Genomic DNA, 17,325 nt, shown 5'->3' with positions numbered 1-17,325 from the left:
ATTGCTTCATAGCTCATTTAGTGCGTGTGATTGAATGGTAAGTTCAAATTCATAAATAAAAGCGTTGGAAACATCTTGATCTATCTTTTATCAATTGATTTATTCAACAAAATAAACACCACCACTGTTTAATTTATATATATTATAATATTTTTCGTATAATATTGGCAGTGATTTGAGCCGACACCTGCGGAATCGCACTAGCCGAAGACTACAGGCTAAGGCAGTGCCCGCGGAAAGCGTGTACAAAAAACTGCCGACAAAGTCGGAGACTTTGTCGACAGTTTGAGATAAGTATTTATTTGTTTTGTGTTGTATATTGTCTAGATTGGTGGTAATAAATTGATAATATAACACCTATACCACACATTAAACTCCATAATGAGCTACCACCATAACTAATAAATGGTAATGGTATACCAGTAATTGGTAATAGTTGAATAGTCATACCAATATTTTCTAAGATATGGAATAGTATCATAGTCGTAAATCCAATGATGAAAATTTTACTAAATGGTAATTCTATTTTAGTAGCAAGTCGTACTAGATGAAAAATAAACGCTAGAAAAATCAATATCAAAATGACAGATCCTATAAAACCAAATTCTTCCCCGATAACCGAGAAAATAAAATCAGTGTGATTTTCTGGAATATAAACTTCACCTTGATTGAATCCCTTTCCAAATAATTGACCAGATCCAATCGCTTTAAGTGACTCAGTTAAATGAAATCCATCCCCACTACTATAAGTATAAGGATCGAGCCAAGAATTGATACGGCTTAATTGATAAGGTTGAATGCCGAAACTATTTTCTAAAATAGAAGGTTTATAAATTATTGATAATATTACTGTCGACGCGATAACGACTGCACCTATTAATAAAGGGGCTAGTATTTTCCACGTTATTCCACTGATTATCATAACCCCGATAATAATCGCAAAAATAACTAGTGTCGTACCTAAATCATTTTGCAATAATATAAGTACCATTGGTATAAAGGCTATACCGATAATTTTAAAGAATAATTTAAAATCAGTTTCTAAAGATTTGTTAAAAGTAAATTGATTATGTTTTGTTACAATTTTAGCTAATGCTAAAATCATAACTATTTTCATAAATTCAGATGGTTGGACACTGATTGGACCAAATGTATACCAACTTTTTGCTCCATTAATAATCGGTGTGATGGGAGTTTCTGGAATAATCAGTAATAATAACAATGAGAAACAAAGTATAATATAAAGTAAATATGTATATTTCATAAGTTTTTTAGGTGAAATTAACATTATTAACAATGCGATGATTGCTCCAAAAACATAATATAATATCTGACGTATACTAAAGTTAGCGCTATATTGGCCTCCACCCATAGCAGAACTAATTAATGTAATACTAATGATAGCGAATAATGCGATGAAGCCAACTAAAATCCAGTCTATTTTTCGGATCCAATGATTATTTTTTGATTGACGTGAAGTATTCATTTCTTACTCCTTTGGAAAACTATTATTTCAATAATATGTAGTATATATAGATTTTACCGAACTTTATACGATTTTGCTAGAAGTAGGGTATGTAAAACTTAAATAATTATTATGCGAGTATTTAAAGTTTTCACTTTAAATACTTAAAAAACTTCAATATACTAATAAAAAACAATGATTTTACTACTACATAACAAATGCAAAATGCTAATAAATCGTGATATGATGTAGTTTAAGAATTCTATATGGAGGCTAAAATATGGCTAAAGAAAATGTTTGTATCGTATATGGAGGTAAAAGTGCTGAACATGATGTTTCAATATTAACAGCACAAAATGTCTTAAATGCGATTGATAAAGAAAAATATCAAGTGGACATTATTTACATAACAAACGATGGTGATTGGAAAAAGAAAGAAAATATCGTAGATCCTATAGATGACATAGATACGTTACGATTAGTTGAAGTTCCTGCTGGAGAAATTTCCAAATTATTGAATGAAGGAAGCCTAGGCACAGCATATAGTGCAGTTTTCCCATTATTACATGGACCGAATGGTGAAGATGGGACAATTCAAGGTTTATTTGAAGTATTAGATATACCATATGTTGGTAATGGTGTGTTAGCAGCCTCAAGTTCAATGGATAAACTTGTGATGAAACAACTATTTGCACATAGAGGATTACCTCAGTTACCCTATGTAAGTTTCTTAAGAAGCGAATATCAAAAATATGAAAACAATATTCTTAAATTAGTACATGATAAGTTAGAATACCCTGTATTTGTGAAACCTGCGAATTTAGGCTCAAGCGTAGGTATTAGTAAGTGTAACGATGAGGAAGAATTAAAAAGAGGTATAGAAGAAGCATTTCAATTCGATCGTAAATTAGTGATTGAGCAAGGCATCGATGCTAGAGAAATTGAAGTTGCTGTCTTAGGTAATGATTATCCTGAAACGACATGGCCTGGCGAGGTAGTTAAAGATGTTGCCTTTTATGATTATAAAGCTAAATATAAAGATGGGAAAATCAAATTAGATATTCCAGCTGACTTAAATGATGAAGTGAAAATGACTGTAAGAAATATGGCTGTAGAAGCTTTTAAAGCAACCGATTGTTCAGGATTATTACGTGCAGATTTCTTTGTAACTGAAGATAATCAAATTTTTATTAATGAAACAAATGCAATGCCTGGTTTCACTGCTTATAGTATGTATCCAAGTTTATGGGAAAATATGGGTGTCAGCTATGCAGAACTCATAAGTAAATTAATTGAATTAGCAAAAGAAAAACACGAAGATAAAAAGAAAAATAAATACAAAATTGACTGAGGCGGTTAAATCATGATTGAAGTAACTTTAGAACAAATCCAAGAATGGATTCCTTGTGAGATTAATAATGATTATTTAGATTACACAATTAAAGGTGTTTCTATAGACTCAAGAAAAATTGACGAACAAAATTTATTTATTCCATTTAAAGGAGAACACGTAGATGGACATAAATTTGTGAATCAAGCATTGAAAGATGGTGCTGGTGCAGCATTTTATCAGAAAGACAGTGTATTAGATCCTCAAATTTCCGGTCCGATTATTTGGGTAGATGATACATTGGAAGCATTGCAGCAATTAGCCAAAGCATATTTGGCGTTTGTTAATCCGCATGTGATTGCTGTTACTGGGTCTAACGGTAAAACAACGACTAAAGATATGATTGAAAGTGTATTGAAGCCTCAATTCAAAGTGAAAAAAACGCAAGGAAATTATAACAATGAAATCGGTATGCCATTAACCATTTTGCAATTAGATCAAGACACAGAAATTTCTATTTTAGAAATGGGTATGTCAGGTTTTCATGAAATTGAAGCATTATCACAATTAGTTAATCCAGATATTGCAATCATTACTAATATTGGTGAATCACATATGCAAGATTTAGGATCGCGTGAAGGTATAGCGAAAGCTAAATCCGAAATTACAATTGGCCTTAAACCTCATGGCTTATTTATTTATGATGGTGATGAACCATTATTAAAGCCGCATGTTGATAAATTAGTGGATTTAGATTTAATCAGTATAGGTAAAAAAGAAAATAATGATTTGGTCTGTCAAATTGACAATATAGATGATACAGGTATTGTTTTTAATATTAATGGAGCTGAAAATTATGAATTACCTATCTTAGGTGAACATAATATGAAAAATGCGACTATAGCTATTGCTGTTGGTAAAAGATTGAATCTGATTTACGAAACGATATATCAAAATATTCAAGATGTTCAACTCACAGGTATGAGAATGGAGCAACATCATACTGATTCAGGTATACTTGTTATTAATGATGCATATAATGCTAGTCCAACTAGCATGAAAGCGGCAATTGATACACTCAGTAGTATGGAAGGCCGAAAAATACTTGTATTGGGTGATGTCTTAGAATTGGGTCCTGACAGCCAAATAATGCATGAAGCGGTTGGAGATTATTTAGTTAATAAACAAATCGATGCGTTATATACTTATGGAAAAGAAGCGGCCCACATTCATCATACAGGTAAAACATTTGTAAAGTCCGCGGAACACTATACAGATAAAATAGCATTGATTAAGTCATTAAAAGCAAATATTGAACCACAAGATAAAATATTAATAAAAGGTTCAAGAGGGATGCAATTAGAAGAAGTTGTAGAAGCACTAATTTAAAATTATAGACACCACATTTTTCATCACTTTTAATAATGAAAATAGTGGTGTTTTATTTTTTGTTTGTTTAAAAAATAGTATGTAGCAATATTTAATAACTTGAATCAGTATATTTAAGTTACTAAATATTTGAAAATTGCTAATAATTATCAAGATAAATTAATCTACAAATTTTTTTCAAAAGAAAAAAATAAATACCGAAAAATAAAATTAAACGCTTACAACCTATATATCACAGTATTTTATCAGTGTAATGTGATTATAAATGTGGAAATTTAGACCATTATAATAAATTTGGTTTATTGCGATTATAGACTTGAGGTGGTACTATAAAGAAGTTGAAGAAACTTAGATGAACATATATGTAGAGAAATACAGATAAATAAAGGAGAATTATATTGCAAAATTTTAAAGAATTAGGGATCTCAGATAAAACGGTAGAAACCCTAGTATCAATGGGGTTCGATGAGGCCACTCCTATACAAAAAGAGAGTATCCCTCTTGCCTTAGAAGGTAAGGATGTTCTTGGTCAAGCGCAAACAGGTACAGGAAAAACAGGCGCTTTTGGTATTCCACTTATTGAGAAAGTGGCAGGACAAGATGGAGTTCAATCATTAATATTAGCACCAACAAGAGAATTGGCGATGCAAGTTGCTGAATCACTTAGAACGTTTGCGACAGGTCAAAATGTACAAATAGTAACTGTATTTGGTGGCATGCCAATAGATCGTCAAATTAAATCACTTAAAAAGGGACCACAAATTGTTGTAGGTACACCTGGACGTGTTATCGATCATTTAAATCGTCGTACATTGAAAACAAACGATATTCATACATTAATATTAGATGAAGCTGATGAAATGATGAATATGGGCTTTATTGATGATATGAAATTTATTATGGATAAAATACCAGCATCACAACGTCAAACAATGCTGTTTTCAGCAACAATGCCAAAAGCTATTCAAACATTAGTGCAACAATTTATGAAATCACCAGAAATTGTTAAAACTATGAATAATGAGATGTCAGATCCTCAAATAGATGAATATTACACAATTGTAAAAGAATTAGAAAAATTTGATACATTTACAAATTTCTTAGATGTACATCAACCAGAGTTAGCAATTGTTTTTGGTCGTACTAAACGTCGTGTTGACGAACTAACAAGTGCGTTAATTTCAAAAGGTTATAAAGCTGAAGGTTTACATGGTGATATCACACAGGCTAAACGTTTAGAAGTATTGAAAAAATTTAAAAACGATCAATTGGATATCTTAGTTGCTACAGATGTTGCAGCAAGAGGCCTTGATATATCTGGCGTGAGTCATGTTTACAACTTTGATATACCTCAAGATACAGAAAGTTATACACACAGAATTGGCCGTACAGGTCGTGCTGGTAAAAAAGGTGTAGCAATCACTTTTGTTAACCCAATTGAAATGGATTATATCCGTCAAATTGAACAAGCAAACAAACGACAAATGACAGCATTGAGACCACCTCATCGTAAAGAAGTGCTTAAAGCACGTGAAGACGACATTAAAGGTAAAGTTCAAAACTGGATGTCAAGAGATAGCGAACCAAGATTAGAGCGTATTGCAACAGAATTACTTGAAGAATATAATGATGTGAATTTAGTAGCAGCATTACTACAAGAGTTAGTTGAATCAAACGATGAAGTTGATGTTCAATTAACATTTGAAAAACCATTATCTCGAGGCAAAGGTCGTCAAGGTAAAGGTGGACCAAAACGTGGCGGTGGAAACCATAAACGTGGTGGCGGCAAATTCGATAGCAGAAATCGTCGTCCAAATAAAGGCGGCTTCAACAATAAAAAGAAAAATGATAGATCATCAGATAGAAACAACAAAAAATCAATGAAGGGTCGCACATTCGCCGACCATAAAAAATAAAATACTTTATCATATATGAATTTTAGGTTTAGTCACTCCAATTTATTGGGGTGACTTTTTTATATCTTAAAGTAACCCAGACGTGTTAAAAACGATTAGAAAATGTATATAACTATAAAAACAATTAGAAACTATTTGAATGATCATCTAGTTCTAAGACTATAATGAAGCAAGCATATCGCTATGTTATAATGAATTGAAAAATTTTATTAAGGAGTGTAATTATGACTAACGACCAACAATTTAGGCGAAGCCCTAAGCAAGCAATGAGATATTATTACATACTTGAAGTTATTGAATTGATTGTTAGTTTAATATTTATGGTGGCATTAGTGTTTTTATGGAGTCATTATAATTGGTGGCATTTTTTAATTTACATATTTATTGCAATAATACTATTTGATGTTATCTATATGCTATTAAGACCTTGGTTGAAGTATAAATACACATTTTATTGTGTAAAAGACCACTATATTGAAATAAAAAAGGGATTATTTTTTAAAAAGTATGAAATTGTTAAATTTGAGCGTACACAATTTTTAAAAAGAAAAAGCAATCCATTATTAAGACAATTACATATATCAAAGCTAACTTTGATGACAGCTGGACATTCACTCGATTTCCCATTGATGTTAACAAAGGAAATTGAAGTATTTGAACATAACATTTTAGAATACTTACGAGGAGCTGATTACGATGTATAGTCCTCAAAAATTACATCCAATTTCTTATATTACTGGAATAATAGAAGCGATTAAACAAAATATTATTTTAATTATCATTTTTTTAGTTTTTAATTTACGTAACTTTGATTTTACTGATTATAAATCATATATTTATCCAGGAATTGTTACTATTATTTTTTTAATCTCGTTTGTATTACAAATATTAAAGGTTTATAACACTAGGTACTGGATTGAAAATGATCATTTTATCTTGGCTACAGGTATTTTTAGCAAAGAAAAAAAAGAGTTAAATATACGGAGAATTCAAACGCTAGATACCTCACAAGGTATTATTAATCAAATTGTTGGTGGGGTAATACTTCAAATTAAAACACCAAGTGATGGTATAGAGTTAGATACTGTATCAAAAAAGCAAAGTGATTTTATCCAGCAAACCTTAAAAGAAAAACAACAAAGCTTAACTCAAAATAGCGAAATCAGTGACACTGATAGTTCGTTTGCAGAGCAGGATACTGAAAAAGAGCAAAATATGCAGTCACCCGCTATTAATATCTATAAATTAAATTTTAAAGAACTTTTATTTATGGCTTTAACGAGTGGTGTAATTGGTGTAGCTTTTGCAACACTTTCACCAATTATGTTTGCACTTAATGACATTATACCTTGGGACAAAATTACAGATACATTTTCTGAAATCTTTCAAGCTACGTTTATGATTATTTTAATGATTGTTGTATTGGTCATTGTAGCAAGTTATATTTTTGGAACTGTCATTGAGATAATAAGAAATTTCAATTATACGGTTACGCAGCAAGGTACACAATTAAATATTCAATATGGTTTGTTTAATGTTAAAAGCATTACTGTACCCACTGACCGAGTGCAAGCAATCGTAGAACGTCAATCATTTTTAAGGAAGTTATTCGGCTATACTTCAATTCATTTCGTTATTACCAGTGACATGGACAGTCTAGATAAAGATGATGTTACACTAGGTGGTAATGTTATGATCTTGCCATTTATTAAGAGAAAAAAAGCATTTGAACTTATAAAGCAACTTATTCCAGACATGAAGTTCACTAAACCGAAACTAGGCATGCCTTGGAGAGGGTTTCATAGATATTTTTGGAGAGAGTCACTTGTATTACTTATCGGTGCAGCGATTGCTACTTATTATTGGTCTGTCTGGTCGTTTGTCATTGCAGGGTGCTTAATTTTATTAATGATTCTTCACAGCTTTATCGTTATTAAGTATTCAGGCTTAAACTTAAATCGTGATGAATTAGTTGTACGGAATGTAACCATGTTTGGCTTTAAAAGCACATACTTTAAACACAATAAATTATTAGGGATGCAAATGTCAGAAAATCCTTTTCTAATTCGTAGTAGTCTATCGAACTTTAAGTTTATAATTGCTAAAGCTGCTGGTAGCGCAGAAATAGGATTGAAATATAGTGAGGTTACTAATGTGGAGAAACTAAAGTCGTGGTATTTGAGAGGTGATTTTGATGAATGAATATAGTTATATGGATAAATCTGGTAAAACAATAATGCGTATTAGTTCTATAATTACAGTAATCCTATTAATTTTAATTTTATCAATTGTTACAATAATTGATAAAATATGGCTACATTTCATAAGCTCTAAAGTATTGTTTTGGTTATGGACGATAAATATCACACTTGCATTAATTGTTATAATTGTTGGTGGGATTATAGCACCAATTTATAGATATAAAATATTTAGATATAAGCTAGAAAACCAAGAAATAACGGTTAGAAATGGTTTGTGGTTTGTTAATGTAGTGAACATCCCTTTGTTTCGTATTCAAAATGTAGATACACGTGAAGGTATCTTAATGCGAAAATATAATTTAGCGAGTTTAACCTTGTCTACAGCTGGTGGGAATACTGAAATAAAGTTAATTGACAAAAATAAAGCAAATGCTTTAAAGCAAGAAATAAAAAATGGTAATCATTCTATGCAACAAAGTTTATAATATAAATACTTGTCATAGAAAGTTAGGAGCAGCTAATGATATATGGTATTGGCATTGATTTAATTGAAATTGATAGAATAAAAAAACTTTACCACAGACAAGACAAATTAGTAGAACGTGTTCTGTCAAAAAATGAGCAAAATTGCTTTCACCAGTTTAAAAGCGAAGCTCGTAAAATAGAATTTTTAGCGGGAAGGTTTACCTGTAAAGAAGCTTTTAGCAAAGCGCTCGGTACCGGACTCGGAAAAAAGATTGCATTAAATGAAATTGACTGTTTTAATGATGAACTTGGTAAACCATGTATAAATTATGATGGTTTTACAGTTCATGTAAGTATTACACACACAGAACATTACGCGATGAGTCAAGTCATTATAGAAAAATAAAACTATTTTAATATAAAGATTTGGCTATCTCTATTTAATTGTTATAAACTTAACTTAATGTATGTCAAAGCGTAATTTTATTTTTTGAAATGGAGGTCTCGTTTCATGACTGATAAGTATTATAGATCCACCTATTTAAACGTAGATTTAAATGCAATTGTGGCAAATTTTCAGGTTTTTCAAAAATTACATCCAAATAAAACGGTGATGCCAATCGTAAAAGCAAATGCTTATGGGCTTGGTAGTGTGAAAATAGCGCGTCATCTAATGGATTATGGGGCTGATTTTTTTGGCGTAGCAACTTTAGATGAAGCGATAGAATTAAGAATGCACGGTATAGATGCCAAAATTTTAATACTGGGAGTTATACCTACATATAATATAAATAAAGCTATACAACACCGTGTAGCCATTACTGTTCCATCAAAAGCATGGTTAGTTGAAGCATTAGAAGAAATTCCAGTAGATAACGACAAAGATTTATGGTTGCACGTAAAAATAGATACTGGTATGGGAAGATTAGGTATTAAAGATACAAATGAGTACAAAGAAGTTATTGAGCTGATTAATAATCATGAGCATTTAGTATTTGAAGGCGTGTTTACACATTTTGCATGTGCAGATGAACCTGGAGAATCGATGAATCAGCAACAAAGTTTATTTGAATCAATTGTAAAAGAAGATGAAAAACCACAATATATACATTCACAAAATTCTGCAGGTGCATTGATGAAAGATAGCCAATTCTGTAATACAGTACGGGTGGGTATATCATTATATGGTTACTATCCCTCAGGATATGTCAAAGACAGTGTGAAAATACATTTAAAACCAAGCGCACAATGGATTAGTGAAATTGTACAAACAAAAGTCTTACAACATGGAGAATCTGTAAGTTATGGCAGTATTTATACAGCAACAGAACCTACAAAAATAGGTATCATTCCCGTTGGATATGCAGATGGTTTTCCAAGAATGATGACCGGATTTTCTGTCAATGTTAATGGCAGACAATGTGAAATTATTGGAAAAGTTTGCATGGATCAAATAATTATTAAAATTCCAGAAGAAATTCAAACAGGAGATAAAGTGATATTGTTGGATCATCATTCAGACAGTCAACAATCTGTGGAAGCGCTGGCATATCAACAACATACAATCAATTATGAAGTTTTATGTCGTTTAAACAGAAGGTTACCACGTATATATTATGGTACCCAAGACCTAGAAATCCTCAATGAATTACTAAAATAGTATAGTCACTGTATTTAAAATTTGTTATTATATATCTAACAAGAAATCTCAATATATTCTATTTTAGTCACATGGAGGTCTTTATTCATGGCAAGTTTTAATCAAAACAGAAATCATAGTATTGAACAACTTTTAAAAGAAGGCTATTCTCAAATGGCTGACTTGAATCTCTCCCTTGCGGCGGAAGCATTTCCATTTGAATGTGAAGCTTGCGATTGCAATGAAGTCTACATTATATCTAAGAATAACAATGAATGATGAGAAGAGGAGACGTTTATTTAGCTGATTTGTCACCAGTACAGGGTTCTGAACAAGGGGGAATAAGACCCGTAGTCATTATACAAAATGATACTGGTAACAAGTATAGTCCTACCGTAATTGTAGCTGCAATTACAGGTAGGATTAATAAGGCTAAAATACCCACACATGTAGAAATAGAAAAAAGCAAGTATAAACTCGACAAAGATTCTGTTATATTGTTAGAGCAAATACGGACTTTAGATAAAAATAGATTAAAAGAAAAGCTGACATATTTATCTGAAGAAAAAATGCAAGAAGTTAATAATGCTATAGATATTAGTCTAGGTTTACATAATATTAGAAATCATAGAACATAATTTTTAAAAGCGAGCGTAATAAAATAACGAATGATAGACATCAATTCCTTATACATGCAACAAACACTTAATCGCAAGATAATTTGAAATAGAACAGAGAAAACATATCATGTGTTTGTAATCAAATATTTTTGAATAGGATGTTTAAGTTGAAAAGCTTTAGGTTATCCTAAAGCTTTTTTCGATATCAACGTAAATCATATATTTAAAAATATTTTGTTTTGCTAGAAATAAAAACTGTATTGCTTGTTTAATCATTTAATACACATACATATAACAGAATATATTCATGTTAAAACCGATGTATGCGATTTATATTTGCATTTTGAGGAGGAAATACTGAGTGAAAGAGTTCAAAAATCAATATAAAGCGCTAATTGACGAAAGTCTACACACAGTAAATGAGACAGATTTATTAAAAAAGTGTGAAGGCTTTACTGAAGAAGTGAAAAGAAAAGACTTACTACCTGAAGACATCGTTGAAATTCATAAAAATTATGTTCAAGTCTTAGAGTTAGATAATGAACAAATTACTCAAACATTCAATGTGCTTAAAGAGGTAGTAAAAGGATTTGGCTATAATTATAGAGATTATCAAGATCTTGTAAATCGATTACAATATCATGATAAAGAAATCGACTTAGCATCTCGTTTACAACAAACTATGCTTAAGACTGATATTCCTCAATTTGATAGTATACAAATCGGTGTAATTTCTGTAGCGGCGCAAAAGGTGAGCGGTGATTACTTTAATTTAATAGATCATAAAGATGGTACAATGAGCTTTGCGGTAGCAGATGTTATAGGTAAAGGTATACCTGCTGCTTTAGCTATGAGTATGATCAAATTTGGTATGGATTCATATGGACATTCACAATTGCCAAGCGATGGGCTTAAAAGATTGAATCGCGTAGTAGAAAAAAATGTGAATCAAAATATGTTCGTAACGATGTTTTATGGATTATATGAAGAGTTAAATCACTTGTTATATTGTAGTTCTGCCGGCCATGAACCGGGGTATATTTATAGAGCTGAAACTGAAACATTCGAAGAAATTAAAGTGAGAGGTCGTGTTTTAGGTGTCAGCCAACAAACAAGATACAATCAGCAAGAAATACCAGTTCATTTAGATGACTTAGTCATCATTTTTACAGATGGTGTCACTGAAGTTAGAAATGAAGCAGGCGACTTTTTAGATAAAAGTTATCTACTCGACATGATAAAAAAGTATAAACATATGCATCCACAAGATATCGTTCAACTTTTATATGAGGCAATTTTAAAAATACAGAATCCAGAAAAAAGAGATGATTTAACAATATTGATTATAAAAAGAGTGAATTAGAGAAGATTAATGATTAAAATAAAAGGGTATAACGGTTATTAATGAGACTATGCTTAGGAGTGTAATTTATGAATCTAAATATTGAAACAATATCACATGATACACATTATGAAGTCAAAGTTGGCGGAGAATTAGATGTTTATACTGTTCCAGAACTTGAAGAGGTACTCGTGCCGATGAGACAAGAGGGAACGCATGACATATATGTAAATTTGGAAAATGTAAGTTATATGGATTCAACTGGTTTAGGGCTATTTGTAGGAACATTAAAAGCTTTAAATCAAAATGATAAAGAATTATATATATTAGGTGCTTCAGATCGAATAAGTCGACTATTTGATATCACAGGTTTAAAAGATTTGATGCATGTTAATGAAGGAACGGAGGTCGAATAACATGCAACTTAAACAAGATTATATAGAAATGCGTTTACCAGCATCAGCAGAGTATGTAAGCTTAATACGTTTGACATTATCAGGTGTATTTTCTCGTGCTGGAGCTTCATATGACGATATAGAAGATGCCAAAATAGCAGTGAGTGAAGCAGTAACAAATGCAGTAAAACATGCATATAAAAACGATGCTACAGATATAGGTATGATTAACCTTTGTTTTGAAATTTTCGATGATAAAATTAAAATAGTTATTTCCGATCAAGGTGAAAGTTTTGATTATGAAGAAACTAAAGCAAAATTAGGACCATACAAAGATAATGAAAATATAGATTTCCTTAGAGAAGGAGGTCTTGGTTTATTTTTAATTGAATCTTTAATGGATGAAGTTACAGTAGATAAAAACTCTGGTGTAACCATTAGTATGATTAAGTATATAAAAAAAGAGCAGGTGCGAAATAATGGCGAGAGAGTCGAAATCAGTTAATGACGTATCACCTGAACAAATCAACCAGTGGATAATGGAGCATCAAAATAATGAGAATACAGATGCACAAGATAAACTTGTTAAACATTATAAAAAGTTGATTGAATCATTGGCATATAAATATTCAAAAGGTCAATCTCATCACGAAGATCTCGTTCAGGTTGGTATGGTTGGTTTAATTGGCGCAATTAACCGATTCGACCTATCTTTTGATAGAAAGTTCGAAGCTTTTTTAGTACCAACTGTAATTGGTGAGATTAAGCGTTATCTACGTGATAAAACGTGGAGTGTGCACGTTCCAAGACGAATTAAAGAAATCGGACCCCGTATTAAGAAAGTTACTGATGAGTTAACAAATGAGTTAGAGCGTTCACCTTCTATTGCTGAAATTGCTGATAGGTTAGAAGTCAATGAAGAAGATGTGCTCGAAGCTATGGAAATGGGGCAAAGTTACAATGCTTTAAGTGTAGACCATTCCATAGAAGCGGATAAAGATGGCTCGACTGTTACACTATTAGATATTATGGGGCAACAAGATGATAATTATGATTTAACAGAAAAGCGTATGATATTAGAAAAAATACTTCCAATTTTGTCTGAGCGTGAAAGAGAAATTATACAGTGCACATTTATTGAAGGTTTGAGTCAAAAAGAAACAGGTGAAAGAATAGGTTTAAGTCAAATGCATGTATCTCGTTTACAACGAACGGCTATAAAAAAACTGCAAGAAGCAGCAAATCAATAAAATACATGCTAAAAGCAGAATTCATTTAATGAATTCTGCTTTTTTATACTTCGTTTACTTTTATAAAAAGAATCAATATTACGTAATATGTTAGAATATATTAGTAATAGTAATTAATTTTTTTATTTATGAGTGGAGGATACTATGGATAGTAATTTAATACAATCTATAAAAGAAAAATATAAATTTTCAAGTAAACAAATAAATGCAGTATTAACTTTGCTTGAAGAAAAAAATACGGTACCATTTATTGCGCGTTATCGTAAAGAACAGACTGGCGGTTTGGATGAAGTAGAAATAAAGCAAATTAATGATGAGTACCAATATATGGTCAATCTTCAAAAAAGAAAAGAAGAAGTTATACATAATATTGAAGAACAAGGTCTATTGACTACAGAATTAAAAACTGACATTTTAAAGCAAACTAAGCTACAAAGAGTTGAAGATTTATATAGACCTTATAAACAGAAAAAGAAAACAAGAGCTACGGAAGCTAAGAGAAAAGGTTTAGAACCTCTTGCAAAATGGCTTAAAAGCTCTAGTTTAGACATGACAATAGAAGAAAAAGCAACACAATTTTTAAATGAAGAAATAGAAAATGTAGAACAAGCAATACAAGGTGCACAAGACATTATCGCTGAAAAAATTTCAGATGAACCAAAATATAGAACTAAAATTCTTAAAGATACTTTCCAACACGGGAAAATCGTTACACAAAAGAAAAAGAATGCTGAAGATGAACAAGAAATTTTTTCAATGTATTACGATTATTCAGAACCAATAAAGAAAATTGCTAACCATAGAACATTAGCAATCAATCGTGGAGAAAAAGAAAAAATATTAACCGTCAAAGTAGAAATGGATATTCAGGGAATTGAAAATTTTATTCGTAAGTATGAAGTAATATATCATCACGATGGTTCGAATATCATTGAAAATGCGATTTCTGATAGTTTAAAACGATTAATTATGCCTTCGATCGAAAGGGAAATTAGAGGGGATTTAACGGAAAAAGCTGAAAATCATGCTATTGATGTATTTAGTGAGAATTTAAGAAATCTTTTATTACAACCACCAATGAAAGGTAAACAAATTCTAGGAGTGGATCCTGCTTTTAGAACAGGGTGTAAATTGGCTATAATAAATCCTTTTGGAACTTTTATTGCTAAGGGAGTTATATATCCCCATCCACCAGTAAATAAAAAAGAAGACGCGGAAAAAACATTTGTTCAATTTGTAAATAATTATGACGTTGATTTAATTGCTATTGGCAATGGTACTGCTAGTAGAGAAACAGAACAATTTGTAGCTTCAATGATTCAGAAACATAAATTAAAAACACAATTTATTATTGTTAACGAAGCTGGAGCTTCCGTTTATTCAGCTTCAGAAGTCGCTCGTTCAGAGTTCCCAGATTTTCAAGTAGAAGAACGTAGTGCTGTTTCGATTGGAAGAAGAGTGCAAGATCCATTAAGTGAACTTGTGAAAATCGACCCAAAATCAATTGGAGTTGGTCAATATCAACATGATGTTAATCAAAAAGCATTGGAAGGCGCGTTAACGTTTGTTGTTGAAACAGCTGTTAACCAAGTGGGGGTAGATGTAAATACGGCTTCACGTTCATTACTGCAATATGTCTCTGGTTTGTCTTCTACTATAGCTCAAAACATAATTTTATATCGTGAAGAAAATGGACCTATTAAACATAATAAGGATATTGCCAAAGTTAAAAGATTAGGTGCTAAAACATTTGAACAAAGTATTGGTTTTCTAAGAATTATAAATGGCAATGAACCTTTAGATAATACATCAATTCATCCAGAAAGCTACCACGCAACCTATCAATTGTTAAATGAAATCGGTTTTGGTGCAGAAGATTTAGGAAATGATGATTTGAAAGCGGCATTAAATCATGTGGATTTGACTAACATGGCTGCAAAACTAAACATTGGAAAACCAACGCTTGAAGATATTATCAAATCATTAATTGCACCTAATAGAGATCCTCGTGATGAATTTGAGACACCAATTTTAAAATCAGATGTCTTATCAATAGAAGATTTATCAAAAGATATGAAATTAAGTGGTACTGTAAGAAATGTCGTTGACTTTGGAGCATTTGTGGATATAGGTGTTAAACAAGATGGACTTGTACACATTTCAAAATTATCTAAGAAATTTGTTAAAAATCCTATGGAGGTTGTCAGCGTTGGAGATATTGTCGATGTTTGGATATTAGACATCGATGACAAGAAAGGGAAAGTTTCATTAACTATGATTGATCCTTATGGATAATGAAAAGCTACAAAAATTGACAGAGTATATTTCTATCACAGTTTTTGAAAGGCCTTTTAAACACAGCGCTTATTTTAATAAACGACTTAGAACAACAGGTGGCCGTTATATACTAAACACACACAATATAGAAATAAATGAAAAACAATATGATGCTTTTGGAGAAAATGCCGTTATTGATATTATTAAACATGAATTATGTCATTACCATCTTCATATTCAAGGAAAGGGATATAAGCATAGAGATAAAGATTTCAAGGTGTTAAGTGCACAGACAGGTTCTCCGAGATTTTGTTCAGCAATTGAAAGTTATGAAGATAGGGTTAGATACATCTATAAATGTTCAAACTGTGGTGCGAAATATACTAGAATAAGAAAAGTAAATATAAATAAGATGTTTTGTGGACGTTGTAAAGGTAAACTGATAGAAAAAAAACGTGTTTAAAATCGTGAATTTAATTAAAAAGAGAGTTGATACTTTTCAACTCTCTTTTTATTATGAATCACTTATCATTTGATATTTTTAAATGAAAGTAACCAAATTTATATGAACATTGTGTATTTAAGTGGACAAAACACCTTAAAATGAATATTTACTCTAATTTATTATTTGTATGTGTTGACGTTGTATAATTTATGTTATATGATATTAAACGTTGCGAAAATAATATGAAATTAAATGAAGGAGTTATTAAGTTTGTTAAAGAAATTTTAAAAACTTATTGACAAAACATTTCAAACATATTACAATGAAATACGTTAACTTGATAAACGAAAGTTTTTAGCGTCAACCGAGCGGCCGTGGCGGAATGGCAGACGCGCTAGGTTGAGGGCCTAGTGGGATTTATCCCGTGGAGGTTCAAGTCCTCTCGGCCGCATCAAAATACTTTACATATCATTTATAAAAATATGCGGGTGTAGTTTAATGGCAAAACCTCAGCCTTCCAAGCTGATGTTGTGGGTTCGATTCCCATCACCCGCTCCATTGAGAAATTTTAAAATGAACATTGAAAACTGA

17 protein-coding genes and 2 tRNA genes are annotated in these 17,325 nt (G+C 31.3%); 18 read left to right on the top strand and 1 reads right to left on the bottom strand.

From position 1 onward, the window contains the following. Positions 1-298: 298 nt before the first annotated feature. On the bottom strand, positions 299-1,486 hold the full coding sequence (locus tag KA856_RS10395; RefSeq protein WP_107384547.1) for an FtsW/RodA/SpoVE family cell cycle protein: 1,188 nt from the start codon (positions 1,484-1,486) through the stop codon (positions 299-301). A gap of 259 nt (positions 1,487-1,745) precedes the next feature. On the opposite strand from KA856_RS10395, the gene KA856_RS10390 reads away from it, so the two are divergent. The 18 genes from KA856_RS10390 (at position 1,746) to KA856_RS10305 (ending at position 17,292) form a co-directional block, all read left to right on the top strand. Continuing rightward, complete coding sequence (locus tag KA856_RS10390) at positions 1,746-2,816, top strand: D-alanine--D-alanine ligase (RefSeq protein WP_210138665.1); 1,071 nt, start codon at positions 1,746-1,748, stop codon at positions 2,814-2,816. A gap of 12 nt (positions 2,817-2,828) precedes the next feature. Continuing rightward, positions 2,829-4,184 (top strand): UDP-N-acetylmuramoyl-tripeptide--D-alanyl-D-alanine ligase, encoded by a 1,356-nt coding sequence (locus KA856_RS10385; protein WP_210138664.1) that lies wholly within the window; start codon positions 2,829-2,831, stop codon positions 4,182-4,184. Positions 4,185-4,582: 398 nt separating this feature from the next. After that, complete coding sequence (gene cshA / locus KA856_RS10380; protein ID WP_107384544.1) at positions 4,583-6,100, top strand: degradosome RNA helicase CshA; 1,518 nt, start codon at positions 4,583-4,585, stop codon at positions 6,098-6,100. A 224-nt stretch (positions 6,101-6,324) separates the two neighbouring features. Further along, positions 6,325-6,804, top strand: a complete 480-nt coding sequence (locus KA856_RS10375) for a PH domain-containing protein (RefSeq protein WP_107384543.1) — start codon at positions 6,325-6,327, stop codon at positions 6,802-6,804. After that, positions 6,797-8,302: a PH domain-containing protein gene (locus tag KA856_RS10370; RefSeq protein ID WP_107384542.1), complete on the top strand. Its 1,506-nt coding sequence runs from the start codon at positions 6,797-6,799 to the stop codon at positions 8,300-8,302. Before KA856_RS10375 ends, KA856_RS10370 begins: the two co-directional genes overlap by 8 nt. Further along, positions 8,295-8,786: a PH domain-containing protein gene (locus KA856_RS10365; RefSeq protein WP_210138663.1), complete on the top strand. Its 492-nt coding sequence runs from the start codon at positions 8,295-8,297 to the stop codon at positions 8,784-8,786. Before KA856_RS10370 ends, KA856_RS10365 begins: the two co-directional genes overlap by 8 nt. Positions 8,787-8,821: 35 nt before the next feature. Continuing rightward, positions 8,822-9,172, top strand: coding sequence for a holo-ACP synthase (gene acpS / locus KA856_RS10360; RefSeq protein WP_107384540.1), 351 nt, complete (start codon positions 8,822-8,824; stop codon positions 9,170-9,172). Between the two features lie 105 nt (positions 9,173-9,277). After that, positions 9,278-10,426, top strand: coding sequence for an alanine racemase (gene alr, locus KA856_RS10355; protein WP_210138662.1), 1,149 nt, complete (start codon positions 9,278-9,280; stop codon positions 10,424-10,426). Between the two features lie 87 nt (positions 10,427-10,513). Further along, a complete protein-coding gene (gene mazE / locus KA856_RS10350; RefSeq protein WP_019468009.1) occupies positions 10,514-10,684 on the top strand; it encodes a type II toxin-antitoxin system antitoxin MazE in 171 nt (56 codons plus the stop codon). Then, positions 10,681-11,043: a type II toxin-antitoxin system PemK/MazF family toxin gene (locus KA856_RS10345; RefSeq protein WP_019468010.1), complete on the top strand. Its 363-nt coding sequence runs from the start codon at positions 10,681-10,683 to the stop codon at positions 11,041-11,043. Before mazE ends, KA856_RS10345 begins: the two co-directional genes overlap by 4 nt. Positions 11,044-11,386: 343 nt before the next feature. Continuing rightward, complete coding sequence (locus KA856_RS10340) at positions 11,387-12,388, top strand: SpoIIE family protein phosphatase (RefSeq protein WP_107384538.1); 1,002 nt, start codon at positions 11,387-11,389, stop codon at positions 12,386-12,388. Positions 12,389-12,456: 68 nt separating this feature from the next. Then, on the top strand, positions 12,457-12,783 hold the full coding sequence (locus KA856_RS10335; RefSeq protein ID WP_019468012.1) for an anti-sigma factor antagonist: 327 nt from the start codon (positions 12,457-12,459) through the stop codon (positions 12,781-12,783). A gap of 1 nt (position 12,784) precedes the next feature. Beyond that, the gene (gene rsbW, locus KA856_RS10330) at positions 12,785-13,267 is read left to right on the top strand and encodes an anti-sigma B factor RsbW (protein WP_019468013.1); all 483 of its coding nucleotides are present in this window, start codon (positions 12,785-12,787) and stop codon (positions 13,265-13,267) included. Beyond that, entirely contained in the window at positions 13,242-14,012 is a 771-nt protein-coding gene (gene sigB / locus KA856_RS10325) for an RNA polymerase sigma factor SigB (protein WP_107384537.1), read from the top strand. Before rsbW ends, sigB begins: the two co-directional genes overlap by 26 nt. A gap of 144 nt (positions 14,013-14,156) precedes the next feature. Next, positions 14,157-16,307: a Tex family protein gene (locus tag KA856_RS10320; RefSeq protein WP_210138661.1), complete on the top strand. Its 2,151-nt coding sequence runs from the start codon at positions 14,157-14,159 to the stop codon at positions 16,305-16,307. After that, on the top strand, positions 16,300-16,752 hold the full coding sequence (locus KA856_RS10315) for a SprT family protein (RefSeq protein WP_107386319.1): 453 nt from the start codon (positions 16,300-16,302) through the stop codon (positions 16,750-16,752). The genes KA856_RS10320 and KA856_RS10315 overlap by 8 nt, the downstream gene beginning before the upstream one ends. 350 nt (positions 16,753-17,102) lie before the next feature. Then, a tRNA-Leu gene (locus KA856_RS10310) sits at positions 17,103-17,185 on the top strand. 33 nt (positions 17,186-17,218) lie between these two features. Next, a tRNA-Gly gene (locus KA856_RS10305) sits at positions 17,219-17,292 on the top strand. Positions 17,293-17,325: the final 33 nt, after the last annotated feature.

It is taken from the genome of Staphylococcus sp. GDB9P120P (genome assembly GCF_017893435.1).
In the GTDB taxonomy this organism is placed as follows: Bacteria; Bacillota; Bacilli; order Staphylococcales; family Staphylococcaceae; genus Staphylococcus; species Staphylococcus cohnii.
Note: the sequence above shows the minus strand (reverse complement) of the source record. Positions and strands in the feature narration are given on the sequence as shown.

What these genes read in the sequence shown, in the direction of transcription:
- KA856_RS10320 (WP_210138661.1), top strand. Translation starts at nt 14,157, where the DNA reads ATGGATAGTAATTTAATACAATCTATAAAAGAAAAATATAAATTTTCA.
- rsbW (WP_019468013.1), top strand. Translation starts at nt 12,785, where the DNA reads ATGCAACTTAAACAAGATTATATAGAAATGCGTTTACCAGCATCAGCA.
- KA856_RS10375 (WP_107384543.1), top strand. Translation starts at nt 6,325, where the DNA reads ATGACTAACGACCAACAATTTAGGCGAAGCCCTAAGCAAGCAATGAGA.
- KA856_RS10390 (WP_210138665.1), top strand. Translation starts at nt 1,746, where the DNA reads ATGGCTAAAGAAAATGTTTGTATCGTATATGGAGGTAAAAGTGCTGAA.
- mazE (WP_019468009.1), top strand. Translation starts at nt 10,514, where the DNA reads ATGGCAAGTTTTAATCAAAACAGAAATCATAGTATTGAACAACTTTTA.
- sigB (WP_107384537.1), top strand. Translation starts at nt 13,242, where the DNA reads ATGGCGAGAGAGTCGAAATCAGTTAATGACGTATCACCTGAACAAATC.
- KA856_RS10315 (WP_107386319.1), top strand. Translation starts at nt 16,300, where the DNA reads ATGGATAATGAAAAGCTACAAAAATTGACAGAGTATATTTCTATCACA.
- KA856_RS10395 (WP_107384547.1), bottom strand. Translation starts at nt 1,486, where the DNA reads ATGAATACTTCACGTCAATCAAAAAATAATCATTGGATCCGAAAAATA.
- KA856_RS10365 (WP_210138663.1), top strand. Translation starts at nt 8,295, where the DNA reads ATGAATGAATATAGTTATATGGATAAATCTGGTAAAACAATAATGCGT.
- KA856_RS10370 (WP_107384542.1), top strand. Translation starts at nt 6,797, where the DNA reads ATGTATAGTCCTCAAAAATTACATCCAATTTCTTATATTACTGGAATA.
- KA856_RS10345 (WP_019468010.1), top strand. Translation starts at nt 10,681, where the DNA reads ATGATGAGAAGAGGAGACGTTTATTTAGCTGATTTGTCACCAGTACAG.
- alr (WP_210138662.1), top strand. Translation starts at nt 9,278, where the DNA reads ATGACTGATAAGTATTATAGATCCACCTATTTAAACGTAGATTTAAAT.
- KA856_RS10385 (WP_210138664.1), top strand. Translation starts at nt 2,829, where the DNA reads ATGATTGAAGTAACTTTAGAACAAATCCAAGAATGGATTCCTTGTGAG.
- KA856_RS10335 (WP_019468012.1), top strand. Translation starts at nt 12,457, where the DNA reads ATGAATCTAAATATTGAAACAATATCACATGATACACATTATGAAGTC.
- acpS (WP_107384540.1), top strand. Translation starts at nt 8,822, where the DNA reads ATGATATATGGTATTGGCATTGATTTAATTGAAATTGATAGAATAAAA.